Source organism: Chitinophaga silvisoli, assembly GCF_003412465.1.
GTDB lineage: Bacteria > Bacteroidota > Bacteroidia > Chitinophagales > Chitinophagaceae > Chitinophaga > Chitinophaga silvisoli.
In genome coordinates this window covers 18,425-42,976 of the sequence record NZ_QTJV01000006.1, presented here as the reverse complement: position 1 = coordinate 42,976, position 24,552 = coordinate 18,425, and the positions used below count along the sequence as shown (strand labels likewise).

Genomic DNA, 24,552 nt, shown 5'->3' with positions numbered 1-24,552 from the left:
AATTGTATTTGGGTCCTATGTTCCTTGTTACGATGCATGATAACCTTACAGGTTCAAATTTGCATAACTAAAAATGGGCTTTCAATCTCTCATTAAAAGCCCATTTTAGTATCTTTAATTCATGGAACCTACACAGGCACACAACGAAAAAATCGCAAAACTGACTTTTGCCTCCGTCTATCCTGCTTATCTCGCCAAAGTAGAAAAGAAAGGACGGACGAAAGAAGAGCTGGACCAGGTAATCACCTGGCTCACTGGTTTCAATCTTACCCAACAAGAGCAGCTCATCAGGGAAAAAGTCACTTTTGACACCTTCTTTCAGCGGGCCACTCTCCATCCTAATGCAGCGCTGATCACAGGCGTAATCTGTGGTTACAGGGTAGAAGAGATTGAAAATCCCCTGACCAAACAGGTCCGCTACTTAGACAAACTAGTCGATGAGCTGGCAAAAGGGAAGGCGATGGAAAAGATCCTGCGTACTACTTAATAGTCGTCTTTATCCATTTACTCATATCTTCCAGCACGACAGGCGAAATCGTCTGCTCTATCCCTGCATACTCCGAAGGGCTGCCCGTCTTACATTCCTGGAACAAGTGATTCAATCCCGGGTATTCTTTTATCGTAACATGCTTATTCCCCTTCAGTGCATTCCTGATACTCCCCAGGTTCTCCTTTGGCGGCACCTGCAAATCCTTTTCTCCATTCAGTGCCAGTACCGGACAATGTACCTTCTTCAAGGATGTAACAGGATCATACTTTATCAGGAACTTCAGCCATGGCCAGGGGTTCATGACTTCTTTTACCTGTGCTGCAACAAACTGTGCTGTCGTAGTACCTGCGGGAACTTCAGCCGGGTGATCCACGGCGTATTTATTAAAATAAGCGCCCAGGTCCTTTTTAATAATCGTATCATCTTCATTATTGACAATGATGTCAAAGGCTCCTTTGTTGAGTGCATTTACTTTAGCAATGGAACTATCAGGAGTGCCTTCTACCCGGGATATCAATTCCGTTTGCAGCAGCAGTAATTTATCTCCCCTGATACCTGTGCCTGCAAGCATCACAATAAATGCTACGTCTTTATTTTTCGCAGCTACAATCGGCGCGATCAATCCTCCTTCGCTATGACCGATTAAACCAATTTGTTTAATCTCCTTCCGTGTTTTCAGGTAGGCGATTGCACTCTCTACATCACTGGCAAAATCCAGCGAGGTAGCAGTTTTGAAGGTGCCGCCAGACTTTGCAAAACCACGATCATCATATCGTAATACCGCAATTCCCTGCCGGGTCAGGTAGTCGGAAATAATAAGAAATGGTTTGTGCCCCAGCAGTTCTTCATCCCTGTTCTGCGCACCGCTGCCGGTGATAAGGATCACTGCAGGGTAGGAGCCCTCTTTCTGTGGCATTGTAAGTGTACCAGCCAGTTGAATCTTTGCTGCCGCATTTTCGAAGCTGACTTCTTCTGTATAGTAAGGCAGTGGCAATTTAGGCTCCTGGGGCCGTTTGGGGCCTTCTACTGTTCCCCTGTGAAACGTTAGCGGCAGTGCATGTCCACCCTGTGTAAAGGTACCTGTTATACTATCGGATGCAAATTCGCCGGTATAGGAAGCAGCTATAACCTTACTTTTAAAACTAACAGCAGGTGCATTGTAGACGAATTCGCTGACCGGGATGTTGGCCGCTCCCTGGTCCGGGCTCGCTAAATTTACCTGATAGCCTGTATCTGTTTTTTCAATTTTGAGGGTAATATGCAATTGGATCGGGCCGCCTGTTTTCAGGAGCCCGTTCCAGTCCCCGCTGATTTGTTGGGCTATGCCGGTACTGGCTACCAGCAGGCTTAGAAAAGTTGTGATAAGTGTTTTTTTCATGGTTTTTTCTTTCGTATTGCTTTTAAGATCGTGATGATAAGGAGGTATAAAAGAATACTTAAAACGATCACAATCGGTATAAAGTAATTGCCGGCAATTTCACGAATGCCATCCGGCTTACCGGATATTATGCCGAGGAAGAAAGTATGCGGCCCTACCCAGATCCCTGTCTTTGAAGGTGTGATCAGTTTCATGACGATCAATACCGGGAATGTAACCAGCAGTACTGTCATAAATGCAAGCAGGATGTACGCAACACCGTTCCGTAGGTTCAGGAACAGCGCCTGAAAGAGGTATTTGATATTATAGGTCTTGATCGCCTGGTCAATTTTCTTACTGGCCACCACCTCCCTGAGCGTTATTTCCGGGTCACCGAGCCTGTCCAGTATATTTAACAGGCCTGTCATCTCATCCTCGTGATGGTCATTTATATACTCATAGATATAGCTATTTACCTCCATCAGGCACTCTTCCTGGTCCTGTACGGAAAGGATCTTTACAACCCTCTTACAACGTGCTATATAGCTGTTGTATACCCGTTGGCTGGCAGCGTCTTTAAATTCAATTGCTTTCATTCAAGTTTATTTTGTCAGGTTTTCATCTATAGATTTCTTCATCTCCGCCAGGTTCGCCCTGCCATGATCTGAAATGTAATAGTACTTGCGGGGAATGCCCGTTGGCTGTTCAATCCATTTCGAAATCAGTAAGTCCTCCTTCTGTAAGCGGGTAAGAAGGGGGTACATGGTGCTTTCGGTCACCTCGGTGTTGAAATCATCTTTCAGATGCTGAATAAGTTCGTAACCATACCGTTCCTGGCTCTCGAGCGCCTTTAGAACGAAGTATGGCAACAGGCCCTTTTTTAATTGGGTTTCCCAATTTTTTAAGAATTCATTTTTCACAGGAGCAAATATATAGTATTAGGATGTACTATGCAATACGAGGTATTATGAAAGTATGCAAGTTGTTGATAATCAAATAAAAAATATTTTACCCCGTCAGGCTACCGCTATTACCAGTGCGCCGATTGGAGAAATTGTGCTCAGGTTCAATTTTGATCCTGGTCAGGCAACGGTGGTTTATACAATAGAGAAAAAACCATTTATCGTACCTGATAACCAGATCTGGGATGGTGTACAGGATTCCACTAATGGTTGTAGTTAGTAAGGATCAGGAGCTTGTATCAAAAGTAATCCGGAAGGATAAACGAAAATTTGCTCCTTCAGTTTCCCGGATCAAATCAGCTGAATTTTTACTTTTGATACAGGCTCCCTTTTATTATAATTCCTTAGTATTTTGTGCTTTCAAGAGCTTAATGAATTATGATAAATAAAGTCAAAGTAATTGCGTTTGATGCGGATGATACTTTATGGATCTGTGAGCCTTATTTCCAGGAGCTGAATGCGCAGTTCCTGGATATGATGGCGGATTTCATTCCTCCGCAATTAGCTGCCCAGGAGTTGCATAAGACAGTAGGTGAGAATATTTCTTTGTATGGGTATGGAATTAAGCCTTATTCGTTGTCAATGATTGAGACAGTCATCAGAATAGCAGGAGAAGAGCGTTCAGGTAAATATGTAAAGAAGGTAATAGAGCTGGCACAGGAAATGCTTGCCAAGCCGATAGAATTGCTGGATGATGTGGAACTCGTATTGCAGTCTTTGCGCGCAGAATATCGCATTGCTGTAGCTACCAAAGGTGACCTGCTGGACCAGGAAAGGAAATTAAAGAACTCGGGAATAGAACATTATTTTCATCACATTGAGATAATGAGTGAGAAGCATGAGAATGATTACAGCAGACTTATTAAAAGATTAGGTGTAGCGCCGGATGAATTCCTGATGCTGGGCAACTCGCTGAAGTCTGATATTATCCCGGTACTTGCATTGGGAGCGCATGCAATACATATACCTTATTATGTGACCTGGGAGTTTGAGCGTGTAGACGAAGTTGTCTCACATCCTAATTTAAAGACACTTACTTCGATCAAAGAGGTATTACCTATGTTAAAAAGGAATTGAGCAATCGCCCAATTCCTTTTTTCATTTTATTTGCTCGCTGTAGTATTACAGGTCGCATTATATTCAGGGAAAATCTGTGTACCCATATCCAGCAGTTTGCTACCACCTCTGTCTAACTCACCTTTGATCAGCTTACCCATTGCACTCTTTTTCTTCTCTTCCTTAGCAGGATCATAAGTGCTAAAACCACTGTTAGCCAGCTTTTCAGCTATTGCCGGACAATCGCTTACCAGTTTCTTGATATCAGAAGCCGCCAGCTCTTTTGGTTTGTCATCACCTTTCTGAACCAGGATGTCCGGGTTGTCGATCAGGTTCTGATTTGCAGCTTCCATTTCAGCCACGTCGCTGTTACCTACTGCTACAGGAGCAGGGTAGCCATACAAGCGGTACATGGTGATAGGTCCATCTACAATTACTTCAGCCATGTGCGTGGTGTGTGACAGGTTCTTGATGGTTTTAATCTGCGCACCAAGGCCACCACCGCTGCTGATAGCTTCTCTTTTGTTGGTAAATTTGATGAGACGGAAATGTCTTTCCACGCTATCTTCAATAGCTACATATTCCTTCATGTCATCAACATCCATCTTACTAAATTTCTGTTTCTTCTTAGTCAGATCGATGTTCTCTTTGGCAATGAACTTTACCTTTTTCTGATTCTTCCAGGGTGCAGTAGCGCCGCCAACAAGTTTTACAATACCTTCGATTTTTTTGTCATCCTTGGTAATGATGTAACCTTGTTTTTCTGTCCCTTTGAGTTCGTACTCTTCGTTGTCATTGTCAGTGTCCTGGGCAAATGTAGCCAGTCCGAGGATTAACAGTCCTACAGTCAGAATTGATTTTTTCATAGATATTTTGGAGATTATAGAAACAAAAGTGTTGTGCGTGTTATTTGATTATAAATTTTAGTTTTTAAAGAATATGATTGTCCCTTATGCTCGTCCCTTAGCATAGTGTGATATATGAATAAATTATCTGAGTTACAGGTATTTCGTACTTAAACATAGGTGCTTCTGGTGGGTAAACCAGAAATAGGGGGTTTAATTACATTGCAAATATATGATATATAAATTTATTGTACAAATGTATTTATAGGAGAATATCCATAATAATTACTCCTGCTTACGCTAACGCTACCGGAAATGGAGAAGGTCCGGTCATTGCTGATGTACATGACACCCAGCTGTGCAGCAGGATAGACACCGAAATTGGTATTGTTGGCACGCATAGGCCCATAGCTTTTGCCGCTGGCAGGCTGGGCGAAGAAAATACTGTTGGAATGAAAAAGGGTCGGGGTAGCGGAAATATTTCCAAAAGCAAAGAGGTTATTAGTCAGCTGACGGTTCAGTTGCAGGGCCATAGGCGCAGATAAGAAGCTGCCGCCACCACCCTTAAATGCCACGAAACCAGTGGAAATGCCTGTATATTTTGTAAGGAACCATTTACTATGATGATTATTGGTCGTATCATTCGCATGCCCGAACAGGGAAGGTCCCTGCTGTGCCTTAGTTACCAGGGCAGACACCAAAATCGCGATAATAAGACTGGCTCGTTTCATACTATGAAGGTAACTATCCTTTTGATTTAATTTGCTAATAAAATCATAATATTATCAGCCCGGTCCCAAAGCATTGAATATGGCTTACCGGCACCGGTGCAGCAGGTTGTTATCATCAAAAATGCAGCTTGGTTCTTTAGCCGTTTAGCACCTTTAAAACCTGTTGCCTGTACAATTTACCAATGGGAATGAATTGCCCCTTTATATCAACTCCTTCTGCCGTAAAAGCATCCATTTTGTCGATGGCCACTATGTAGGACCTGTGGACCCGTAAAAATGCGGTTTCGGGTAGCATGGCTTCCAGCGATGCCAAGGCATATTTAGTCAGCACCGGCCCTTTGGTAGTGTGGATCCTGACATAATCTTTCAAACTTTCTACATAAAGTATTTCACTCAGCATGACCTTTACCATTTTGCGGTCTGCCCGAAAGTATAAAAAGGCCGGCAGCCTGGGTGCAGCAGCAGGGGAGAGCTCATTTTCCGGAAGGGCTTTCATCACGGCTTTCAGGAAGCGTTCAAACTGAATGGGTTTGACCAGGTAGTCACTTACATCCAGTTCAAAGGCCTGCACGGCGTATTGTTCAAAGGCGGTGGTGAGAATGATTTTGGGTGCCTGTTTCAATGTTTTAATCAGATCTGTTCCGCTGATCTGCGGCATCTGGATATCCAGGAAAAGAAGGTCGATGGCAGTTCTGCATTTACTTTTTCCTTTTCAAGTACCAGTGCCGACTGTTGTTTTTCATAAAAGCACTTCATGAGTTTAATGGCGGCAGCCACACCACCTACTGTAATGCTGCCCCGCAGACCTGCTATCATAGCGAGTCCGAACTGGATATAGAAAGGAGGATGCGCTTGCCTGGCTACTACAGCAGAAACAGGATCTGCAATGAGATGCCTGACATAATCCAGGATCGTCAGGGACAAGAGCGCATCAAGAGCAGCGGTCACACCTATCAGCAGGATAATACTGAGGATAGCCATGACATACCTTTCTGGGAGGATCATCCGCGGAATGACGAAATACATGAGGGTATATGCGAAAAAGAGACTGGGTACAAGATATAAAAATGTGTCCGGCGAAATGATCCGCAGGCGCATTCATAATGACTGGCCCTGTAAAATACTGGAGGGAGAAACGGAATAGATAGACAACTGAAATAATAACCAGAGAAGCCAGAAGGATAGATGCCGGGCAAGGATCCATCGGGGCTGGTTGGAGTAAACAAAGGGCAGTTGTTGCATACTGCTAATATAAAGAAAAGGGAGGCTTGGGTAAATTCTTTTTGTCGTCGATGAACGGACTTCCTCCTTCCTGATAAACCTTATATTTTTAAAGTACATACAGCCGTCGATTTTGGAATAAGAGTGAACAGCTGCTTTCCTACTATTGCCAAAAAGCAAATGAAGCACTTCGCAATTTCAATGATCCTTTTATTGTATGCTTTTAAGGTATCAGCACAGATCGATACTACCTCTTATCCTGCAGAACTGAAAGAACTAAAAGCGCTCATTCATCAGCCGCTCCGCCTGGATTGTAATGATTTTATTGCTGTGGGGCCGAAAGGTGATATCTCCTTTTCATTCCGGCAATGGAAGGCGGTGCAGGCAAAGGAGAAGCTGGTATTTAAGTCAGTGCAGCCTGTACCGGGCAATGAGTATATCCGTATTTATGACGGAAAGATGGCAGTAGTTAATTTTCTTATCGATGTTAAGCTGCTGGTAGATGGAAGGGATGTAAATATAAAAGTGCGCCGCCTGGAAGTATATCATAAAGGTGCTGAGGGATGGTGTCGGGTCGCCGGGCAGGGAACGGAGGTGGATGAAAATTTATTCCCGATAGAAAGTGAGGATCACCCGGGCAATTGATACCCGGGTAATTTATTGATCAGAACTTGTATGATATAGACAAGCGGTAATTGCGTGGCGCTTCTGCCTGGTAGTAGTAAGCATTTAAATAGGAATAAAATGATCCGCTATATAAATACTTGTCCAGGATATTGAAGGCATTGGCTGTAATACGCAGTTTGCCGCCTTCCCAGAACAGGCCGCCATCGAGCTTGAAATAGTCGGGTAATCGCTGTAAACCTACACTCCAGGTATCAGTTTCACGACCTGCCAGGTAGGTAAATCCAGCTGAAATACCAGCACCTCTCAATTTACCTGTCCGCAGTTTGTACGTGAGCCATGCATTGGCTACATGTTTGGAATAACCTGGTACTACATCCCCAACTTTGATACCGGTAGCATCCGATACACCAGGGTTTACCTTGCTCACTTTTGAATCAGTAAGGGCATAGTTGGCCGTCAGGTCAAGGCCCGGGAGGATTTCACCACGCAGGTCAAATTCAACACCCTGGGCTCTGCGCTGACCAAATACTATGCTTAGTCCTGAGTTGGCAGGGGCATTAGGATCCGCAGTCAGTTCGTTTTCTTTCAGGATGCGGTATACGGAAACAGTGGTATTCCATTTACCATCCATCCAGTCTCTCTTAATGCCGAACTCAGTATTATTGCCGGTGAGCGGTTTTAATTTGCCCACGCTTACCACGCCTGCCTGTGGAGTAAATGCCTGGTCGTATAAGGCATAGATGGATGTATAGTCGTCGATAGATACGCTCAATCCCAGGCGTGGAGTAAAGCGCTTGGCTTCACTGACGGTACCAAAATCAGCCTGGTTGATATAGGTATAACGACCTGCTAATGTCAGTCGCACCTTATTATTGAGGAAACCTAATTCATCCTGGAGGTAGAAACTGGAATACCGGGAGTTGATCAGGCCAAAGCCTGCGGCAGCTCTTGCCTCGAGGCTCAAAGTGCGATCGAATACGGGATAACCGTTGGATGGAGCGTCGAGGGTAACAGGATTGAATGGATTGAAAGGCGCGGAGCCGGTGTCCAGGGAATGGGTCTGGGCATAGTCAGCAACATATTTTTTATTGCCCAGGTCAATACCTGTCAGGATCTTATGAACTACAGGCCCGGTACTTACCTTCCCGTTCAGGAATACTTGTCCTAAAGACATGGTGCTTGTAGCTTCCCATATACCGACGTTCCTGTAATACTTTCCATCCGCATTCACAGAATCCGCCCACATAGAAGATCCGTCCTGTGAGTAGTTGTAGTAGGCAGCCTGTGCAGTCAGTTTCCAGTTCTCATCGATCTGGTGCTGAAGGTTCACCGTGAAGCTATGATCATTGATGATCGTAGGTTTCAGGCCTGCAGGCAGATCGCTCAGGGTTCTGTCGTAGGTACCATAGCCGAATGGACTGAAGATATAATAAGAGCCTACGTCAGACATATTTGCACGCTGGTAGGTATATTCCAGGGTCAATTTTGTCGCGTCGTCAACCTGGTAAGAAACGACAGGAGCGATAGCATACCGGTCATTGAATTCATTGGTACGGAAAGAGTTTTTGTTCTGACCGGAAAGGTTGAGGCGATAGAGCAGTTTCCCGTCTTTACTCAGTTTGCCATCGAGGTCCAGGGTAGCACGGTTCAGGTTAAAGCTACCCAGTGTATAACTGAACTCATGTTTGGACTGACCGCTAGGTTTCTTGGTGACCACATTATATAAACCACTTGGATCGCCTGATGAAATCATGAACCCTGCAGGTCCTTTTACGAATTCGATGTGGTCTACAAAACTCATATCTTCTGTGAGCGGCCCCCAGTAGGAGCTGACAACGTTGAAGCCATTGCGGAAGGCTTTCACCTGCGAGCCACGCATGGTGATGTTGGTGTAGAGATCACCCCAGTGTTCCAGTCTCACAGCACCGCTTACATTGCGGATGATGCCATCGCTCATACTGATGATCTGTTGTTCTTTGATGGATTGGCTGGATACGACCTGTATATTTTGCGCCACTTCAATGAGCGGTTCCTGCAGGCGGAGTGATTGAGATGGGTTGTCCATCTTGACACTATTGCTTCTTGCATTGACCATTACTTCTTTGAGTTGGGTTCTGCTGATGTCGAGTTCAAAATTGATGCTTTGGTTCTGACCTGCTTCGACAGTCACCTGTTTTTCCTGTGGCTGTATGTTAACAGCGCTGACAGTAATGGTATAGGTGCCGGGAGCTACGCGATTGATACGGTAATGGCCTTTGTCAGTAGTGGCGGCACCGTAAGAGCTTCCTTTGAGGCCAACAGTAACGTAGGCGACAGGGTTGCCGTCTTTAGTGGTGACGATGCCACTGATGCTGCCATGTTGTTGTGCGTATACATGGCCTGTCAGAGACAGGAGGAAGAAGATAGGTAGTAATAATTTCATGATCGTTGGTTGAATAGAATAGAGCGCAAAGAAAGGGTAAAATCAGCCATGGGTATATGTGGGGAGGCAGATTTTCCGGATAGCGTAAACTATTTTCCGGATAGCGTAAAGGGAGCACCTGTTGACACTACTTGTCTGTAGCATTTTTACATTCCTCGCCTTTGGATCTGACGACGACAAACCAGGAAAGCAGGATCCTGCTAAACTGATCAGCGAAGCTTTTATCATTTCCCAACAATTTGTAAAAACAGGCCTAAAGGCACCCGGATCAGCAGAATTCCCCTCGCTTGACTATACTTCGGGGTACCAGGGAGATAGCAGCTATATCGTAAAGAGTTATGTCGATGCCCAGAATTCCTTTGGGGCCAAACTCAGATTGCATTATATAGCGAAGCAGAAATACAACGGCGGGGAATGGGCAGATCACAGCAACTGGACCCTGATTGATCTTCAGACAAGGGAACAATAGCCGGGATATAATTCTCGAAAAAACGAGGGAAATACGCCCTCGTTTTTTTTATCTTAGCACCCAGCTATGGATAGATTAAGAAAGCATATCGAACAAATTACACCGCTCACTGATGAAGAATTTGACTATGTCAGGACCTTCTTTACCCTAAAAAAGGTCCGCAAAAACCAATACCTTATTCATGAAGGAGATGACACTAAATACGAATACCTGGTGCTGTCCGGGATCTATAAAGTCTTCTTCGTAGACAATGCAGGCAAGGAATACATCGTTCAATTTGCACAGCAAAACTGGTGGATGTCTGACTATGATGCCTTCTTTAAGGAAAAAGAGGCGACCATGTTTATAGAATGTATGGATGCAGGGGAAGTACTTTATTCCACGCTTGCATCCAGGGAAAAGCTTTCTGCCGATCTGCATAAAATGGAACACTTTTTCAGGGTGAAACTGACGAATGGATATGTCGCCCTGCAACAGCGCATTAAATTACTGCTTTCCAGCACCCCACAACAGCGCTATGCTGAATTCTCTAAACTATACCCCGAATTAATAGAGCGCATACCCAAGAAGTTCATAGCCGAATACCTGGGTGTAAGCAGGGAAACCCTGAGCCGTCTGTACGCAGGGAAGTCCTGAGCCGCCTGTAAGCAGGCAAACCCTAAGCCGTCTATACGCAGGCATTAAATAACAGTGTGATCCAAATCACACTTTTTTAGTGATCTCACTCCTTCTCCGCCCCCTGCTCCCCGATGTAATTTTGAGTTATCAAAAACAACTTAAAACTTACATCATGAAAATCTTAATCATCGTTTCCAATGCAAATGCAATTGGCACCCACAATAGAAGAACAGGTACCTTCCTCCCTGAAGTAGCACATCCTTATGCTGAATTCGAAAAAGCAGGTTACCAGGTTGATTTCGCCAGTTTAACGGGCGATACCCCTTACCTCGATGCCCTGAACGAGGCAGCCGACCCCGCTAACCTGCGATTCCTGACAGGGAAAGCCTGGGCCGATATGCAACATGCAAAAAAATTGTCAACCCTTGACGTAAGCGCATATGATGCGGTGTTTGTACCCGGAGGGCTTGCGCCAATGGTAGACATGCCGGAAGCACCATTACTGAAAAAAGTAATCGCTGAGACTTATGAAAGAGGAGCTGTGGTAGGCGCTGTTTGTCATGGACCTGTATCTTTGTTGAATGTGAAGCTGAGTGATGGTTCTTACCTCGTGAATGGCAGGCAGATCACTTCCTTTACTACTGAGGAAGAAGATAATTATGCAAGAGCGGATGTACCTTTTGACCTGCAAACTGCGTTGACCAGCCAGGGAGCAGTGTTTCATGCAGCAGCACCCTGGTCTGCAAATAGTATTGCCGATGGCAGACTGGTGACCGGGCAGAACCCCGCTTCTGCAAAAGGGGTAGGTGAGAAGATCGTCGCTATTTTAGGAAAATAAAACAATTGATAAAATGAGTATAAATGTTTTTGCCAAATGGCAGGTAAAAGAAGGACAATTGCATGCGGTGCTGGAATTGATGAAGGTAGTGGCCGGAAAGAGTAGGGAAGAGGAAGGGAATTTGTTTTATAAGATACACCAGAGTACGCAGGATGCCAATACCCTGCTGTTGTATGAGGGGTATAAGAGCGAAGCGGCTGTAGAGGTACATCGTAATGCTACGTATTTTCAGGAGCTGGTGATAGGGCAGGTAGTGCCAATGCTGGAGAATAGGGAAGTGGTAGTAGCGAAAGAGATCGATGGGATATAAAGGCAAAGCCGGGAGTAAGACCTCCCGGCTTTGTATTATTCTAAAACAGGTCCGGAAACCTCATTCACTCCTCAAACTCTTTACCGGGTTCGCATACGCCGCCTTCACCGCCTGAAAACTCACCGTACAAACCGCTATCATCAACACCAGGGCACCCGCTGCCACAAAAATCGTCCAGCCCAGCGTAATCCTGTACGGATAATTCTCCAGCCATTTATTAGCCGCCATCCATGACAGCGGCACCGCAATGACCAATGCAATCATCACCAGCTTCACAAATTCTACCGACAATACCGTTGCAATACTCCGTACCGATGCACCCAATACCTTCCGTATACCAATCTCCTTAGTCCGTTTCTCCGCCGAAAGCACCGAAAGCCCAAACAATCCTATACATGAAATGAAAATCGTCAGGATCGCACCAAACAAGATGATCTGTTTCCAACGTGTCTCTGATTCATAACTCTTCAAATTCGCCTCATTCTTAAAAACATAACTATACGGCTTAAGCGGAAAGAAGGTCCTGAACTTTTGCGCTATAAACTGTAAACTCCTGGAAGCACTATTGGGCCTGATCTTCACATAAAAGGTTCCATAGGGGTTACTGTTTTCCATCGTGAACAACTGCTCACCGATCTTTTCATTCAGCGCAGCAAAATGATAATCTTTCACCACACCAATTACTTCATAGGTTTTATTATCCTTAAAGTTGAAGATCACAGATTGCCCCAGCGGATTTTTCCATCCCGCTTTCTTTACAAATGATTCATTCACTAATATCGCATGTGCAGAGTCTCCAGGAAATTGAGTGGAGAAGTTCCTACCCATTACCAACGGAATCTTCATAGCAGGCAAAAAAGATTCATCCACTGTTTCATAGGCAAAGCTGATTGCTGAATCATTGGCGAGCCGGGCCATGGTAGCCCATCGACCCCCGTTTTTAGGCGCTACATACAGTATGTCGGGTGATTTTAATAATTCATTTTTAAAGGTAGCAGCTTCTTCATGTGTCACATTCGCCCCGCTTACCACTACCAGGTCTTTGTCATCATACCCCAGGTCCGTCCTGGTCAGGTAATTGAACTGCGCGTAAATCGTGAAAGTCGCGATTATGAGAAAAGATGCCAGCGTAAACTGTAATACCACCAATATCTTCTGCAGCATTCCTTTCCCTTTCAGTGCAAACCGGCTATAAAGGGTGTCTATCGGACTATACCCTGATAAGACCAGCGCAGGATAAAAACCCGCCAGCAGTCCTGTAATCAGGAACAATCCCATATAACCGAAGATCAGCTTTGCATCAAGGAGGTAGCTCATAGCCAGTTTCTTATTGGCCAGTTCATTGAAGATGGGTAAGATCAGCTGAGCCAGTAAGATAGCGAGCACAAAAGCAATCCCACATAATATAAAAGACTCGCCGAGGAATTGTATAATGAGCTGGCGGCGATCGCTGCCAATACTTTTGCGGATACCAATTTCTTTCGCACGCCTTACAGAACGTGCCACTGTGAGGTTCACAAAATTAATACTGGCAATGAGCAGTACAAAACCTGCAATACCGGAAAGAATATAAGCATAGATCGGGTTGCTGGCATTCTCAAGACCATTGCTCGCGGCAAAGTCCGTACTCATATGGATGTCCAGCAAAGGTTGCAATGAATAAGTACCGATATTATGATCCCTGCCATTGCCAAATTTCGCCATCATATCTGCAAATGTCTGCGCCGCATCCTGCTCATAAAAACGTTGCATTTGTGTAGCTACTACATCAGGATTGGCATGTTCATCCAGCACCACAAAGGTACTGAGGTAGTAAGAAAACCAGTCGCCATTGTTCTTAATAGCATCTTCTGCTCCCCTGATGGGTAACAACATCTTGTATTGAACAGAGGAGTTTTGCGGACAGTTTTCAGTTACAGCAGTGACCTCATAAGGTACAAAAGATCCTTTGTCATTCACCATCATTACCTTGCCCACTGCGTTAGTGGTGCCGAATTGTTTCTTAGCCTCATCCTTCGTCAGCACAACGGAGTGACGGGATTTCAGACAGGTATTGGCATCGCCGGCTATCAGGGGAAAGGTAAAAGTGGAGAAGAAATTAGCATCAACAAAGAGCACTTCTTTACTCTCTATATCAGCCTCATTTTTAAAGTCAACGCGACCATCCTGGATACGGGTGAAGGACTTAATGCCGGGAATATTTTGTGCGAATTTTGGGCCTTGTAAAAGGCTGGTAGAGACATACCGTTGTTCCTCCCCATGGTTACTATATTGATAAACCACCCTGAAGATCCGGGCGCTTTGCCGGTTGAAACGGTCGAAACTCACTTCGTCCTTTACATACAATAGGATCAGCATGGCACAGGTTAGTCCAATGGTTAAACCTGCGATATTGATCAGGGAATATACTTTGTTGTTCGCCAGATTGCGAAAGGCAATTTTGAAATAGTTCCTGAACATAGGCAAATGTAATACCAGGGCACGTCAATGGGTATGCCAAAATGCAAGGAGGTGATTTCTAGCAGATTAGGAAGCCCTGTTTGCCGAAAAATGTCCGATTCGGAACAGTCGGTGTACGAGTACGGGCAATTCTATACATTTGCAATATGGAAGATTACGTAATTATTGTGAATCGTATTGAAGAGCTGCAGTTAACGCAGGACAGAACTGAGCTGGAACTGATCCTTGACAGGGCAAAGCGCACGATCGTAGGTGGTCAGGATGTGATCCTCGTAAGACAGAACCGGAATGGCCAGCAGGAGAAATTCCAGACCATTTCCAGTGAGCAGGATTTTGAAGAGTACAGGAAACAGGTGCTCAGGTTCCTGTAATACTGCGGAAAGTATTATCCCCCCGCAACCGGGGGATTAGCTACTTTCTAAACCGCAATAAACGTTTGAAAAATCTTTCTTTGCCAGGTCGCTCTTATGGATAACAAAGTAAATCTCGCCTGCATCCCAAAAACAAAATCCCGGGTTGTGATCTGAACTCACGCGCAGTAATACCATCCAGTCTTCCGGCTTGCCTCTTTTTGCATCCACAGCTTCTATTTCAGGTGTATCATGCTGCTTAAATACGTATGAATTGATACTATGTTTGGGCTTTGCACGCAGCCCCGTCTCCAGCTGTTCCATTTCATCCCACATTTCAGATAAGTCCGCCAGCCCGGGGTATAATTGCCGGGCATTGTACATACCGGGTATACTCACATATCCATCTGCCACTGCACGGAAGGGCGGGAATGCGGCTGCTATTTCCAGTTCATTTGCGGATTTTAATTCATTGAGGTTGCCATCGAAATACAATACATGTGGATCCAGTTCTTCCTGGTCTTTGATGAAAAAATAAAGGATGCCCGTTCTGGGCAGGTAATCCTGCAAGTGAGCAAGGTCCGCACAATTAATCTGGGCTATGAATTGCATACCATCTTCCAGCAATGTTACACCGGCAGGCAGATCCGGCAACCCGCCAAAACGATGATTGCCTTTTTCCGTATAGGCATCCTCTTCCGTCGTATCCAGTGCCACTGCTTTACGGCTACGCTCTATCAATTCATCTTTGTATGCATCCAGTGCTGCTGCGCTGATTTGTGCGGTTAACTGCTCCAACAGGACCGCATCGTTCTTCGCAAAGAAAGGACTGTCGTCATATGGCGTGGCCCCCTTATAAGTATAATCCAGCAGCGTGATTTTCTTTTCCAGTTCCAGGGCCAGGGAAGGAATATTTTCAAGTTCCGGCGGTAATTGCTCCAGTGGATTATGTTCAATATTCAGGTGTTCTAACTTTAAAACTGAATCAGGAACGGTCGTGAGTTTATTATGAGACAACACCAGTGTATCCAGCTTTTCCGGCAATGCGCGATGAATGGATTGCAGCTGGTTATGACTCAGGTACAACTTGCGCAGGGAAGCTAACTGGAGGATGTAGGGATGGATCCCTGCTATCTGGCTATTGGAGATGCGGATGCTTTCCAGTTTTTTCAGGTCTCCCAGCCATTGTGGCAAACTAGTCAGTTCTGTTACCCCGCTCAGGGCAAGCACCTTCAGTTCCTTTAAACGCCTGAGGGCTGTTGGAATTTCTTTGAATTCATTTTTATTCCTGAAATCAATGGAAAGGTTTTCCAGTTGTGTCAGGGGGTAAAGTGTCTCCTGCAAAATACCCGGGTAGGGGTCTGTCAGCCACAGCTGTCGTACGATCTCAGGTGGCGCAGTACTCACTTCTTCAACACTGAGGAAACGGTACTTTTCCCAGTTAAGATGGTCAGCGATTTTGACCGCCAGCTTTACCGGGTATTCCTCAAAACTGCCGTTGATACCTAACCAGCCATCCTGTAAGGTAACCTCTCCTGAAAGCCGGTGAATGTAATCAAATCCTCCTTTCCAGAGGTAGGAGAGATATGTATTTTCTCTTTCCTCCACGAAGATGAATTTCCCCGTAGGTACACCTGCATTGTAAATCCCTTTAAAATAAAATTGCAGGTATACTTTTCCCTGGCTATAATCGTCGGTTAGCCCTTCTATATGATGGGGTGCTTTTGCTTCGATCTTCACATACAAGGCACCGTCTCCATCGGAAATACTGCATTCACATTCCCCTGTCAATGCAAAAGTATGTGTGCCAATCTGCCAGTATTCCCGTCCATCTGCAGGTACTTCAAAGGGTTCGGATGTTGTTGCCGCAGGTTCCGGCGCAGCAGGTGTTTGATACTTATTGAGAGCCGAATCGATCCCGGCCTTTTGCTTTTCCATGGCAGCTACCGGGTTGCCAAAGTATTGAAGGCTTTGAAAGGTATCGTCAAAGATTGGTTCATAGTAATCTTTGGACACAGTATCGCAATCCCCGATTATGGAATATCCGAATGTATCGTTGATGATCACCAGGCCAAAATAATAGAAATAGCCATCCGGTGCATGCACCGTTCTGATGGCGGCGCTAAGACCTGCAACCTGCAATGTTTTATCCCCTATTACTGTTACGGCCCCACGCTGCTCCAGGCAGCCTGCCCGGAAACGGGAGAGGAGGTCTTCCCCTTCGAATTTATTATAAAAACTAAGCTCTTCCAGTGCCACTGTTACAAAGGAGAGATAATCATCGTCTTTCCTGTGTTCTGCGGTAATACTTTCCCAGGCGATACGGATAAACTCATAAATTGGCGGCAAATTTATGCTGAATGTTTCTGTTGAGGTCGACTCCATAGTACACTTTTAAAACAATGTGCCCAAGTATACACATTTTTATACGGGAAGGAAAGTTTTGTGGAAAAGATTTTATCTGGCACAATTATGCGGGTGGTATGATAAAACGAAATTTATGACAGAGAAAATCCAGGTCAACAATCAGGATGTATATTTATTTATTGCGACACAGGAAGGAGAGCCGGATGTAATACCTACAGAGTATTTTACTGTCTCCTATAGCCTGGAAGAACATGAACCCGGTAAAGTATTTAATGATGAAAATGGTGCTGCAAAGCGCTTTACATCGCCGGTGGAAGCTGTGGAATATGCTGTAGAAAAATTGCCGGTCATCCTGGGGTAATCGTTATGAAGATAGCTACTTACAATGTGAATGGAGTCAATGGCCGCCTGCCGGTACTGATTAAATGGCTCCGGGAGTCGCAGCCCGATATCGTATGTCTGCAGGAATTGAAGTCACCTGATGAAAAGTTCCCCGAAGATAGTCTGAAAGCCATTGGCTACACTGCCATCTGGCATGGACAAAAGAGCTGGAATGGCGTGGCGATCCTGACCCGGAAAGACTACCATATAGAAGCAATAGACAAGGGACTTCCCGGTGATCCTGAAGATGTACAAAGCAGGTATATTGAAGCGAAGATCAACGGCGTGATTATCTGCTGTCTTTATTTGCCCAACGGCAACCCTGCACCCGGTCCGAAATTCGACTATAAGATGACCTGGTATAAAAGGTTGCTCAGCAAAGCAAGGCGATTGATAAAAAAGGGCGTGCCTGTGGTCCTGGTAGGCGATTATAATACGGTGCCGACGGACATGGATGCCCATAAACCGGAGCGCTGGGTGAATGATGCAGTATTCTTTCCTGAACCACGTGCCGCCTTTCAGAAATTATTAAAACAAGGCTGGATAGATGCCATCAGGATGCTCTATCCTGATGAGAAAATCTTTACGTACTGGGATTATTTTGCAAATGCTTTTAAACGGAATGCCGGCATCCGGATGGATCATTTCTTATTATCTCCTGACCTGGCAAAACGTTTGTCAGCAGGTGGAGTAGATAAACACGTTCGTGCCTGGGAAAAAACCAGCGATCATGCGCCTGTATGGATTGAAATTACTGATTAGTCAGATCTTTGATCACCCGGTCACGGTGACTTTTCCCCCATGTCGCCATATCATCCATAATCGGTTTCAGTGAGCGGCCATAATCAGTCAGCGCATATTCCACGGTAACAGGTTTTGTTTGCATCACTGTACGACTGATGAGCCCATTGATTTCCAGGTCCTGCAATTCTTTCGACAGCATCTTCGGACCAATCCCTTCCAGCAGCCTTTGTAGTTCCAGGTAGCGTTTTTTACCTGTTCCCAGCATTGCCATGATCAGCATTTTCCATTTCCCGCTCAGGATCTCCTGGGTATCGCGGATGGCTTTAAAATGCCTTTTACATTCCTCCGATATGTGCCTGTTTTCCATACAGCAAAGATAGCATACTTCCTGTAAGGGAAACACTTCCCTCGCAGGAAGTGGCCTCCGTTCTGATAACCGGGACCCTAGCTTTGCAGGCAAAAGAAACTTATGCAAACAAATGTTGTTCAAATCTCAGCACCGGATGTATTGGAATACAAGTCTGTAGAATTACCTGCCCTGGGCCCACAGGATGTATTGATTCTGCAACACGCAATTGGAGTCAACTACCTGGATGTGTTTTTCAGGAACGGTACCTTTCCTGTAAATGCTTATCCTGCACCTGTTGGGGTAGAAGCCGCGGGCATAATAGAACAGGTCGGGGCAGAAGTGAAGCACTTCAAAGCCGGGGATAGGGTGGCCTACTATGGTCCTTTTGGTGCCTATGCTGAGAAGAGAATACTACATGAAAAGGAACTGTTCAGTTTACCGGATGATATCACTTTCGACCAGGCTGCTGCAGTTATGGTAAAAGGTCTTACAGCCCATATGTTATTAAAATCCAGTCACCCGGTAAAAGCCGGGGAGCTGGTATTAATTCATGCCATGACGGGAGGGGTAGGTTCCATACTCAGTGCCTGGGCCAGGTCATTGGGTGCCACGGTCATCGGCACAGTAGGCAGTGCTGCCAAGAAAACACTGGCATTGCAGCGGGGGTATGAGCGGGTGATTGACCTGCAAACGGAGGAAATGACTGACAAGGTAGATGTGGTGTACGACGGCACGGGCAGGGATACTTTTTACAAATCACTGGAGCTCCTGAAACCCGGTGGCAGCGCGGTATTATACGGATGGCCTTCAGGCATGCCTGAATTGGATCATCACTGGATGGAAGAGCGGCATATTCATTTTGTAACAGCTGTACTGAATAATTATCCTGCCTACCAGGATAAGAGTGGGACTGCCCTGAATGAAGTGTTTGACCTGATCAGGAAAGGGGTAATTGACTTACATCCTTTGGTGTATGACCTGGCAGATGCGGCGCGGGCACACAAGGACCTGGAATCCAGGAAAACAACGGGGAGTATCATTTTGAAGCGTCTCCATGCATAGCAGGGAGACGCTTCAAAAGCGTTTTATAGTTGCACAAATTTTATCTTCCTGTTCATGCCATTGCCCTACATCATCACCGTAACTTCAGGTCAATTGAATGCCTCCCGGAACTGTAATGGCGTAAGCCTTGTCTTGGTTTTAAAAAACTTACTAAAAGATTGTGAGTGTTCAAACCCCAATTCATACGCTATCTCGCTTACCGATAATTTCGTGGTAGACAATTTTTCCTTCGCTATCTCAATCAGCTTTTCATGGATATGCTGCTGTGCCGTCAGGCCTGTCAACGTTTTCAGCAGTCCGCTCAGGTATTTGGGGGATACATGCAGGGCATCAGCCAGGTACTGCACTGTGGGGATCCCTTTCGCTGCTTCAAAATTAGCCTTCAGCAATTGCTCCATTTGGCCTAACACCTGGTGGTTGCTGATCTTCCGGGTCAGAAACTGCCTGTTATAAAATCGCTCGGAATAGTTCAGCAAGGTGTCGATCTGCGCAATAATAATGCCCTGGGAGAATTTATCGATATTGGAATGGTATTCATTCCTGATATTCTGTACCACGCCATTCATGATCTTTTCTTCCTTGTCAGACAGGAACAAGGCTTCATTCACTGCATATTCAAAAAACTCATATTGCCTGATATTGCTTGCCAGCGGGGTGTTCCAGAGAAAATCAGGATGCACCAGGAGCATCCATCCGGCCCGTTTGGCACCCGGATTTTCCTCCACTTCAATCCTGAATACCTGGTTGGGAGCTATGAAAAACATGACCCCTTCGTCAAAATCATATTCCTGCTGGCCGTATTTCAATTTGGCATTGATACCGCGCTTGAGGGATACCTGGTAAAAATCAAGTACCCAGTTCTTTTCACTGATGTCCGCAGGTCGCTTGATGGCACTATATTCCACCACGCTGATCAGGGGATGCTCCGGTTTGGGCAGCCCCCGCAGCTGGTGAAATTCACTGATAGTCTTTATGCGCTGTGTGATTGTATTTGCCATACGATGTGCTTGATAGTTGAGGATGTCTCAAAAAAGAGAATTTCCTTTTGAGACATCCTCAATTTTTTATTCCTGTTCAAATGCTGCTGCAAACTCCTTTGCAAAATCTGCCAGTTTTACCTTGCCCAATACAGGCTGATGACGGTAGTAGTCATCGTATAAGAAACCGCTGCCCTGGCTGGCCTGCATTTCAATAAAGCCATCTGCTACCTGTTTGTTAAACCCTATGCTCAACCATTTGGCCAGCAGTTCCTCATCAGGGATTACTTTCCATTGCAGGTCAGGACGGCCAATGGCTGTACCCAGTGCTGCTGCAATTTCATTCGGAGATACCTCATCGCTTGCAATGTAGCGAATTTTCCTGCCTTCGAATGGCATATCCACCTCTTCTGCTATAGTAGCCGCAATATCCAATGGGTGTACCCATGGCTCCTTTTTATCACCGCCATAATTGGAGATAATGGCACCTGTATTTTTGATGCTGTTGATGAAGGAATATAGGTTGGTATAAAATCCTACAGGACGCATAAATTTGATAGCCACATCAGCGGGCAATGTATGCAGGATGCCTTCTACCCTGTGGTGGAACAGGAGGATACCATTGCCTTTTTCCAGGTGAGCACCAATGCTGCTAAGGTGGATGACTTTTTTAATACCAGCCTGTTCTACCGCCTGCCTGTAGTTGTGACCTATCTGGCTGATGGTGGCGATAAAATCTACGCTTTTGTCAAACATATCTCCGGCAGCCTCCATCGTTTCCATGAGGTAGACGATGTCTGCTCCCTGAAATGTCCTGGTTAAGAACTCTGCATCGAACATACTGCCGATGGCTGGTATGGCACCTAATGCTTCGATGTCTTTTGCTCTTTCCGCCTGACTGCTGATGACAGTTACCGCATGCCCCTTCTTTGTCAATGCGGCGCTGAGATGTTTTCCGATGTTTCCCAGTGAACCGGTCAATACAATTTTCATGATGTTTCAATTTGATAATGCAAAGCTCCGGAGAAGCCGGAAAGTAGCTGTAGCCTAATTTCACATTATTGTAGCCTAAAAGAAATCTTATTACATTTAAAGAAAAAACATGATCAGACAAGCTGCGATAGCAGACTTAAGTGCCATCAGGGAGATTTGGAACTATTATATCCTGCATACTACTTATAACTATGATTATGAACCAAAATCTTTAGCCTTCCTGGAAGAATGGCTGCAAAAGAAGGCAAAACTGGGCCTGCCTGTCTACGTTGTAGAGGAAGAAGGACAGGTGGTCGGCTATGGTGCTTACAGCCAGTTTCGGGAGCGGAATGCCTATGCACATTCAGCGGAACATGGTCTCTATGTTCATCCCGGTTTCCATGGCAGGGGATTAGGCAGACAATTACTGGAAACATTGCTGGCCGATGGCAGGGAGCGGGGCTTCCACACATTTGTAGCTGTCATCGATTCCTCTAACCAGGGGAGTGTCGTCTTCCATGAGAAGATGGGTTTTGATCGAATAGGAAAGATAAAAGAGGTAGGCCGTAAGAAAGGGCAATGGCTGGACCTGGTTCTATTGCAGAAAATAATCTCCTGATTTCCGTAAATTTAAATCATGCAAAGCCTCGATTCAATTACTACGCATTTCTCTTCCGTCGATCCAGCGGATCAAATAGCCGTTTTTGACAGAAGTACCTTCGTTGTCAGGCCCAAACCTTATAACAGGCGTAACTATTGCAAAATCGGGCTTATTTTGGGCAATGTGAGGCTTTATTATGCCGACAGGGAGATCGAAATCGACAGGCCCTCCCTGATTTTCTCAAATCCGCTGGTGCCTTATGCATTTGAACCCCTGTCTTCAAAGCAGGAAGGGTATTTCTGCCTGTTCTCGCCGGAGTATCTGAAAAACTGGTCTGCAAGGGAATCGCCTTTGTTCCGGATCGGTGCCGACCCGGTTTTTTTCGTGGACCAGGTGCAGCAGGAATACATCTCAGGCATTTACAGGAACATGATGCGGGAGCTGGATTCTGACTACCCCCATAAATTTGACCTGGCACGGCACCACCTCATGTTGCTCCTGCATGAAGCCATGAAAATAAAGCCGGCCACTACCTGCTTCCCCTACAAAAAAGCGGCTGCGGCCCGTACCGCCTCCCTGTTCCTGACCCTGCTCGACAGGCAGTTCCCAATTGAACATCCGCAAAGGATCTTACAGCTCAGAACGGCCAGCGACTATGCCACACACCTTTCCGTACATGTCAATACCCTGAACAGGGCGGTGAAGGAAGTGACGGGGAAAACAACTACCGACCATATCACGGGCCGCATCATTGATGAGGCAAAGGTTTTACTGATCAATACCAACTGGAATATAGCCGACATCGCCTATTGCCTGGGCTTCGAATACCTCACTTACTTCAATAATTTCTTTAAGAAATACACTGGTGTCACGCCAGGCTATTTCCGATAAGTTTGAATTTCTTAACTTTACGTTTGAATAGTTTTAACAGCCTGCCTGCTGAGACCTATAGCTTTGTATTAAAATCAAATGATATGAAGATAGGTTTTATTGGCTTAGGCCTTTTAGGTCTGCCCATTGCGGAGAACCTGCTGGCTACAGGTTATGAACTGTACGTGTATAACCGCACTGCTTCAAAGGCTGCACCACTGGCGGAAAAAGGGGCTAAGGTTTGTACTGCTATAGCCGGGCTGGCCGAAGCCTGCGACATTGTTTTATCCATCGTATTCGATGATGCGGCAGTAAAGGAAATTTCAGGGGAATTATTGAACCATCTAAGTCCACCTCAGGTCCACGTTTGTCTTAGCACGATTTCGACTGAACTGGCCCGCACCCTTCAACACCAACATGCTGAAAAAGGAATCTACTACATTTCTGCTCCCGTATTTGGCCGGCCTGAGGCTGCTGTAGCCAGGCAACTGAACTATGCCGTATCAGGAGCAGCTGCTGTAAAAGAACAGGTCAGGACGATCCTCGAAAATAGTGGGGGGACGGTATGGGATTTTGGCGAAGAAATAGCCGCTGCCAACCTGGTCAAACTCTGTGGCAATTTCCTCATCATCGCTGCCGGAGAAGCTATACGCGAATGTACGGCCATTGCCAGGGCAAGTGGTCTTCCTGTGGAAGCAATGTGGGAGATGTTTAATCAATCGTTATTTAAAAGTCCGCTTTACCAGAGCTATAGTGCCAGGATCTTACAGGCACCGGCCGGCGCAGGGGCATTCGTTTCCAACATCCCCATGAAGGACCTGGGCCTGCTGGCAGCGCATGCAAATGCGATGGGTCAGGGTTTACCGATGCCATTTTTTCTGATGGAACAATTGCGGTAATTTTATCGCTATGAAACAAATCCTCCTTATCCCTGTCCTATTATTGTCTATGCTTTCTTTTGGGCAAAAATGCGTAAAGAAAAATAACCTTTCCTTTGCTGCCAGAATGAAAAAATATCCCTTTAATGTCGCAGCACAGGTTCAGATGATTGGTTATGACGGAATGCTCCGGATGTCGGAGGATGGCAGGGATTTTTATGTCGATAAGGACTTTGTGAAGATGCCCATTTTAGAAACGAAAACACTGACTCCCGTGCAGATAGATTCACTCACCAGTATTTTATACAACTACGGCTATGCTTATCCGCCCAGGGGCTACAAAACAGAAGATTGCTACGATCCACACAACGCCATCATATTCCGCGATCAGAAAGGAAAACCCCTGGAATTTATAGAGATCTGTTTCGAATGTAAAAATACAACCCTCAGCGATTGGAAGAAAATGTCCTTGGGCGATATGTGTGATCAGAAACTGGATCTCCTGGAAAAACTATTCCAACAGGCCGGTATTCAATCAGGAGTGAAATGAGTAATTTTTTTTACTGTACCTTTGCCGGCCAATCAGTAAACCATA

The 24,552-nt window shown here is 45.5% G+C and carries 29 protein-coding genes; 16 read left to right on the top strand and 13 right to left on the bottom strand.

The window, feature by feature from the left end; genetic code table 11:
- The first annotated feature begins 121 nt into the window (after window positions 1-121).
- Window positions 122-487 (top strand): DUF2200 domain-containing protein, encoded by a 366-nt coding sequence (locus DXN04_RS15995; RefSeq protein ID WP_116854389.1) that lies wholly within the window; start codon window positions 122-124, stop codon window positions 485-487.
- Here DXN04_RS15995 and DXN04_RS15990 read toward each other — a convergent pair.
- Genes DXN04_RS15990 through DXN04_RS15980 form a run of 3 tightly spaced genes read right to left on the bottom strand, consistent with a single transcriptional unit; the run spans window position 480 to window position 2,716 of the window.
- Window positions 480-1,868, bottom strand: a complete 1,389-nt coding sequence (locus DXN04_RS15990; protein ID WP_116854388.1) for an alpha/beta hydrolase family protein — start codon at window positions 1,866-1,868, stop codon at window positions 480-482. The genes DXN04_RS15995 and DXN04_RS15990 overlap by 8 nt on opposite strands.
- Window positions 1,865-2,443, bottom strand: a complete 579-nt coding sequence (locus DXN04_RS15985; RefSeq protein WP_116854387.1) for a hypothetical protein — start codon at window positions 2,441-2,443, stop codon at window positions 1,865-1,867. Before DXN04_RS15985 ends, DXN04_RS15990 begins: the two co-directional genes overlap by 4 nt.
- A 6-nt stretch (window positions 2,444-2,449) precedes the next feature.
- Window positions 2,450-2,716 (bottom strand): PadR family transcriptional regulator, encoded by a 267-nt coding sequence (locus DXN04_RS15980; RefSeq protein ID WP_199415061.1) that lies wholly within the window; start codon window positions 2,714-2,716, stop codon window positions 2,450-2,452.
- A 106-nt stretch (window positions 2,717-2,822) separates the two neighbouring features.
- Between DXN04_RS15980 and DXN04_RS15975 the strand changes: the two genes are divergently transcribed.
- A complete protein-coding gene (locus DXN04_RS15975) occupies window positions 2,823-3,029 on the top strand; it encodes a hypothetical protein (protein ID WP_116854385.1) in 207 nt (68 codons plus the stop codon).
- A 158-nt stretch (window positions 3,030-3,187) separates the two neighbouring features.
- Window positions 3,188-3,886, top strand: coding sequence for an HAD family hydrolase (locus DXN04_RS15970; protein WP_116854384.1), 699 nt, complete (start codon window positions 3,188-3,190; stop codon window positions 3,884-3,886).
- 26 nt (window positions 3,887-3,912) lie between these two features.
- Here DXN04_RS15970 and DXN04_RS15965 read toward each other — a convergent pair whose 3' ends face one another.
- From DXN04_RS15965 to DXN04_RS35210, 4 genes are all read right to left on the bottom strand, one after another.
- On the bottom strand, window positions 3,913-4,731 hold the full coding sequence (locus tag DXN04_RS15965; protein ID WP_116854383.1) for a hypothetical protein: 819 nt from the start codon (window positions 4,729-4,731) through the stop codon (window positions 3,913-3,915).
- A gap of 224 nt (window positions 4,732-4,955) precedes the next feature.
- Window positions 4,956-5,441 carry a hypothetical protein gene (locus DXN04_RS15960; protein WP_116854382.1) on the bottom strand — a complete coding sequence of 162 codons (486 nt, stop codon included), beginning with the start codon at window positions 5,439-5,441 and terminating at the stop codon, window positions 4,956-4,958.
- A 136-nt stretch (window positions 5,442-5,577) separates the two neighbouring features.
- Complete coding sequence (locus DXN04_RS15955) at window positions 5,578-6,099, bottom strand: LytR/AlgR family response regulator transcription factor (RefSeq protein ID WP_116854381.1); 522 nt, start codon at window positions 6,097-6,099, stop codon at window positions 5,578-5,580.
- Window positions 6,072-6,422, bottom strand: coding sequence for a hypothetical protein (locus DXN04_RS35210; protein ID WP_199415060.1), 351 nt, complete (start codon window positions 6,420-6,422; stop codon window positions 6,072-6,074). Before DXN04_RS35210 ends, DXN04_RS15955 begins: the two co-directional genes overlap by 28 nt.
- A gap of 420 nt (window positions 6,423-6,842) precedes the next feature.
- On the opposite strand from DXN04_RS35210, the gene DXN04_RS15945 reads away from it, so the two are divergent.
- A complete protein-coding gene (locus DXN04_RS15945; protein ID WP_147319956.1) occupies window positions 6,843-7,307 on the top strand; it encodes a nuclear transport factor 2 family protein in 465 nt (154 codons plus the stop codon).
- Window positions 7,308-7,326: 19 nt separating this feature from the next.
- On the opposite strand, the gene DXN04_RS15940 is transcribed toward DXN04_RS15945, so the two are convergent.
- Window positions 7,327-9,711 (bottom strand): TonB-dependent receptor, encoded by a 2,385-nt coding sequence (locus DXN04_RS15940; RefSeq protein WP_116854379.1) that lies wholly within the window; start codon window positions 9,709-9,711, stop codon window positions 7,327-7,329.
- A gap of 121 nt (window positions 9,712-9,832) precedes the next feature.
- Here DXN04_RS15940 and DXN04_RS15935 point away from each other — a divergent pair, with 121 nt between their 5' ends.
- The 4 genes from DXN04_RS15935 (at window position 9,833) to DXN04_RS15920 (ending at window position 11,946) form a co-directional block, all read left to right on the top strand.
- Window positions 9,833-10,180, top strand: a complete 348-nt coding sequence (locus DXN04_RS15935) for a hypothetical protein (protein ID WP_116854378.1) — start codon at window positions 9,833-9,835, stop codon at window positions 10,178-10,180.
- A gap of 66 nt (window positions 10,181-10,246) precedes the next feature.
- On the top strand, window positions 10,247-10,816 hold the full coding sequence (locus DXN04_RS15930; RefSeq protein WP_116854377.1) for a Crp/Fnr family transcriptional regulator: 570 nt from the start codon (window positions 10,247-10,249) through the stop codon (window positions 10,814-10,816).
- Window positions 10,817-10,970: 154 nt separating this feature from the next.
- Window positions 10,971-11,636 (top strand): type 1 glutamine amidotransferase domain-containing protein, encoded by a 666-nt coding sequence (locus tag DXN04_RS15925; protein WP_116854376.1) that lies wholly within the window; start codon window positions 10,971-10,973, stop codon window positions 11,634-11,636.
- 13 nt (window positions 11,637-11,649) lie between these two features.
- Window positions 11,650-11,946 (top strand): putative quinol monooxygenase, encoded by a 297-nt coding sequence (locus tag DXN04_RS15920; RefSeq protein WP_199415059.1) that lies wholly within the window; start codon window positions 11,650-11,652, stop codon window positions 11,944-11,946.
- A 60-nt stretch (window positions 11,947-12,006) separates the two neighbouring features.
- On the opposite strand, the gene DXN04_RS15915 is transcribed toward DXN04_RS15920, so the two are convergent.
- Window positions 12,007-14,406: an ABC transporter permease gene (locus tag DXN04_RS15915; protein WP_116854374.1), complete on the bottom strand. Its 2,400-nt coding sequence runs from the start codon at window positions 14,404-14,406 to the stop codon at window positions 12,007-12,009.
- Between the two features lie 146 nt (window positions 14,407-14,552).
- Between DXN04_RS15915 and DXN04_RS15910 the strand changes: the two genes are divergently transcribed.
- Window positions 14,553-14,777, top strand: coding sequence for a hypothetical protein (locus DXN04_RS15910; protein WP_116854373.1), 225 nt, complete (start codon window positions 14,553-14,555; stop codon window positions 14,775-14,777).
- Between the two features lie 36 nt (window positions 14,778-14,813).
- Here DXN04_RS15910 and DXN04_RS15905 read toward each other — a convergent pair whose 3' ends face one another.
- Window positions 14,814-17,141: a DUF1963 domain-containing protein gene (locus tag DXN04_RS15905; protein WP_116854372.1), complete on the bottom strand. Its 2,328-nt coding sequence runs from the start codon at window positions 17,139-17,141 to the stop codon at window positions 14,814-14,816.
- A 115-nt stretch (window positions 17,142-17,256) separates the two neighbouring features.
- On the opposite strand from DXN04_RS15905, the gene DXN04_RS15900 reads away from it, so the two are divergent.
- Together DXN04_RS15900 and xth are read left to right on the top strand one after the other, a co-directional pair.
- A complete protein-coding gene (locus tag DXN04_RS15900) occupies window positions 17,257-17,484 on the top strand; it encodes a hypothetical protein (RefSeq protein WP_147319955.1) in 228 nt (75 codons plus the stop codon).
- 5 nt (window positions 17,485-17,489) lie between these two features.
- On the top strand, window positions 17,490-18,266 hold the full coding sequence (gene xth, locus DXN04_RS15895; protein ID WP_116854370.1) for an exodeoxyribonuclease III: 777 nt from the start codon (window positions 17,490-17,492) through the stop codon (window positions 18,264-18,266).
- Here the strand turns inward: xth and DXN04_RS15890 are convergent.
- The gene (locus tag DXN04_RS15890) at window positions 18,256-18,615 is read right to left on the bottom strand and encodes a winged helix-turn-helix transcriptional regulator (RefSeq protein ID WP_116854369.1); all 360 of its coding nucleotides are present in this window, start codon (window positions 18,613-18,615) and stop codon (window positions 18,256-18,258) included. The two genes, xth and DXN04_RS15890, sit on opposite strands and share 11 nt — an antisense overlap.
- A gap of 102 nt (window positions 18,616-18,717) precedes the next feature.
- Here DXN04_RS15890 and DXN04_RS15885 point away from each other — a divergent pair, with 102 nt between their 5' ends.
- Entirely contained in the window at window positions 18,718-19,659 is a 942-nt protein-coding gene (locus tag DXN04_RS15885) for a quinone oxidoreductase family protein (protein WP_116854368.1), read from the top strand.
- Between the two features lie 89 nt (window positions 19,660-19,748).
- On the opposite strand, the gene DXN04_RS15880 is transcribed toward DXN04_RS15885, so the two are convergent.
- Window positions 19,749-20,657, bottom strand: coding sequence for a helix-turn-helix domain-containing protein (locus tag DXN04_RS15880; protein WP_116854367.1), 909 nt, complete (start codon window positions 20,655-20,657; stop codon window positions 19,749-19,751).
- Between the two features lie 66 nt (window positions 20,658-20,723).
- A complete protein-coding gene (locus DXN04_RS15875; RefSeq protein ID WP_116854366.1) occupies window positions 20,724-21,629 on the bottom strand; it encodes an SDR family oxidoreductase in 906 nt (301 codons plus the stop codon).
- Between the two features lie 109 nt (window positions 21,630-21,738).
- On the opposite strand from DXN04_RS15875, the gene DXN04_RS15870 reads away from it, so the two are divergent.
- From DXN04_RS15870 to DXN04_RS15855, 4 genes are all read left to right on the top strand, one after another.
- Entirely contained in the window at window positions 21,739-22,227 is a 489-nt protein-coding gene (locus DXN04_RS15870) for a GNAT family N-acetyltransferase (RefSeq protein WP_116854365.1), read from the top strand.
- Between the two features lie 18 nt (window positions 22,228-22,245).
- Window positions 22,246-23,100 carry a helix-turn-helix domain-containing protein gene (locus DXN04_RS15865; protein WP_116854364.1) on the top strand — a complete coding sequence of 285 codons (855 nt, stop codon included), beginning with the start codon at window positions 22,246-22,248 and terminating at the stop codon, window positions 23,098-23,100.
- An 83-nt stretch (window positions 23,101-23,183) separates the two neighbouring features.
- Window positions 23,184-23,978: an NAD(P)-dependent oxidoreductase gene (locus tag DXN04_RS15860; RefSeq protein WP_147319954.1), complete on the top strand. Its 795-nt coding sequence runs from the start codon at window positions 23,184-23,186 to the stop codon at window positions 23,976-23,978.
- Between the two features lie 10 nt (window positions 23,979-23,988).
- Window positions 23,989-24,507 (top strand): hypothetical protein, encoded by a 519-nt coding sequence (locus DXN04_RS15855; RefSeq protein WP_147319953.1) that lies wholly within the window; start codon window positions 23,989-23,991, stop codon window positions 24,505-24,507.
- Window positions 24,508-24,552: the final 45 nt, after the last annotated feature.

What these genes read in the sequence shown, in the direction of transcription:
- DXN04_RS15995 (WP_116854389.1), top strand. Translation starts at nt 122, where the DNA reads ATGGAACCTACACAGGCACACAACGAAAAAATCGCAAAACTGACTTTT.
- DXN04_RS15990 (WP_116854388.1), bottom strand. Translation starts at nt 1,868, where the DNA reads ATGAAAAAAACACTTATCACAACTTTTCTAAGCCTGCTGGTAGCCAGT.
- DXN04_RS15985 (WP_116854387.1), bottom strand. Translation starts at nt 2,443, where the DNA reads ATGAAAGCAATTGAATTTAAAGACGCTGCCAGCCAACGGGTATACAAC.
- DXN04_RS15975 (WP_116854385.1), top strand. Translation starts at nt 2,823, where the DNA reads ATGCAAGTTGTTGATAATCAAATAAAAAATATTTTACCCCGTCAGGCT.
- DXN04_RS15970 (WP_116854384.1), top strand. Translation starts at nt 3,188, where the DNA reads ATGATAAATAAAGTCAAAGTAATTGCGTTTGATGCGGATGATACTTTA.
- DXN04_RS15965 (WP_116854383.1), bottom strand. Translation starts at nt 4,731, where the DNA reads ATGAAAAAATCAATTCTGACTGTAGGACTGTTAATCCTCGGACTGGCT.
- DXN04_RS15960 (WP_116854382.1), bottom strand. Translation starts at nt 5,441, where the DNA reads ATGAAACGAGCCAGTCTTATTATCGCGATTTTGGTGTCTGCCCTGGTA.
- DXN04_RS15955 (WP_116854381.1), bottom strand. Translation starts at nt 6,099, where the DNA reads ATGCCGCAGATCAGCGGAACAGATCTGATTAAAACATTGAAACAGGCA.
- DXN04_RS35210 (WP_199415060.1), bottom strand. Translation starts at nt 6,422, where the DNA reads ATGGCTATCCTCAGTATTATCCTGCTGATAGGTGTGACCGCTGCTCTT.
- DXN04_RS15945 (WP_147319956.1), top strand. Translation starts at nt 6,843, where the DNA reads ATGAAGCACTTCGCAATTTCAATGATCCTTTTATTGTATGCTTTTAAG.
- DXN04_RS15940 (WP_116854379.1), bottom strand. Translation starts at nt 9,711, where the DNA reads ATGAAATTATTACTACCTATCTTCTTCCTCCTGTCTCTGACAGGCCAT.
- DXN04_RS15930 (WP_116854377.1), top strand. Translation starts at nt 10,247, where the DNA reads ATGGATAGATTAAGAAAGCATATCGAACAAATTACACCGCTCACTGAT.
- DXN04_RS15925 (WP_116854376.1), top strand. Translation starts at nt 10,971, where the DNA reads ATGAAAATCTTAATCATCGTTTCCAATGCAAATGCAATTGGCACCCAC.
- DXN04_RS15920 (WP_199415059.1), top strand. Translation starts at nt 11,650, where the DNA reads ATGAGTATAAATGTTTTTGCCAAATGGCAGGTAAAAGAAGGACAATTG.
- DXN04_RS15915 (WP_116854374.1), bottom strand. Translation starts at nt 14,406, where the DNA reads ATGTTCAGGAACTATTTCAAAATTGCCTTTCGCAATCTGGCGAACAAC.
- DXN04_RS15910 (WP_116854373.1), top strand. Translation starts at nt 14,553, where the DNA reads ATGGAAGATTACGTAATTATTGTGAATCGTATTGAAGAGCTGCAGTTA.
- DXN04_RS15905 (WP_116854372.1), bottom strand. Translation starts at nt 17,141, where the DNA reads ATGGAGTCGACCTCAACAGAAACATTCAGCATAAATTTGCCGCCAATT.
- DXN04_RS15900 (WP_147319955.1), top strand. Translation starts at nt 17,257, where the DNA reads ATGACAGAGAAAATCCAGGTCAACAATCAGGATGTATATTTATTTATT.
- xth (WP_116854370.1), top strand. Translation starts at nt 17,490, where the DNA reads ATGAAGATAGCTACTTACAATGTGAATGGAGTCAATGGCCGCCTGCCG.
- DXN04_RS15890 (WP_116854369.1), bottom strand. Translation starts at nt 18,615, where the DNA reads ATGGAAAACAGGCACATATCGGAGGAATGTAAAAGGCATTTTAAAGCC.
- DXN04_RS15885 (WP_116854368.1), top strand. Translation starts at nt 18,718, where the DNA reads ATGCAAACAAATGTTGTTCAAATCTCAGCACCGGATGTATTGGAATAC.
- DXN04_RS15880 (WP_116854367.1), bottom strand. Translation starts at nt 20,657, where the DNA reads ATGGCAAATACAATCACACAGCGCATAAAGACTATCAGTGAATTTCAC.
- DXN04_RS15875 (WP_116854366.1), bottom strand. Translation starts at nt 21,629, where the DNA reads ATGAAAATTGTATTGACCGGTTCACTGGGAAACATCGGAAAACATCTC.
- DXN04_RS15870 (WP_116854365.1), top strand. Translation starts at nt 21,739, where the DNA reads ATGATCAGACAAGCTGCGATAGCAGACTTAAGTGCCATCAGGGAGATT.
- DXN04_RS15865 (WP_116854364.1), top strand. Translation starts at nt 22,246, where the DNA reads ATGCAAAGCCTCGATTCAATTACTACGCATTTCTCTTCCGTCGATCCA.
- DXN04_RS15860 (WP_147319954.1), top strand. Translation starts at nt 23,184, where the DNA reads ATGAAGATAGGTTTTATTGGCTTAGGCCTTTTAGGTCTGCCCATTGCG.
- DXN04_RS15855 (WP_147319953.1), top strand. Translation starts at nt 23,989, where the DNA reads ATGAAACAAATCCTCCTTATCCCTGTCCTATTATTGTCTATGCTTTCT.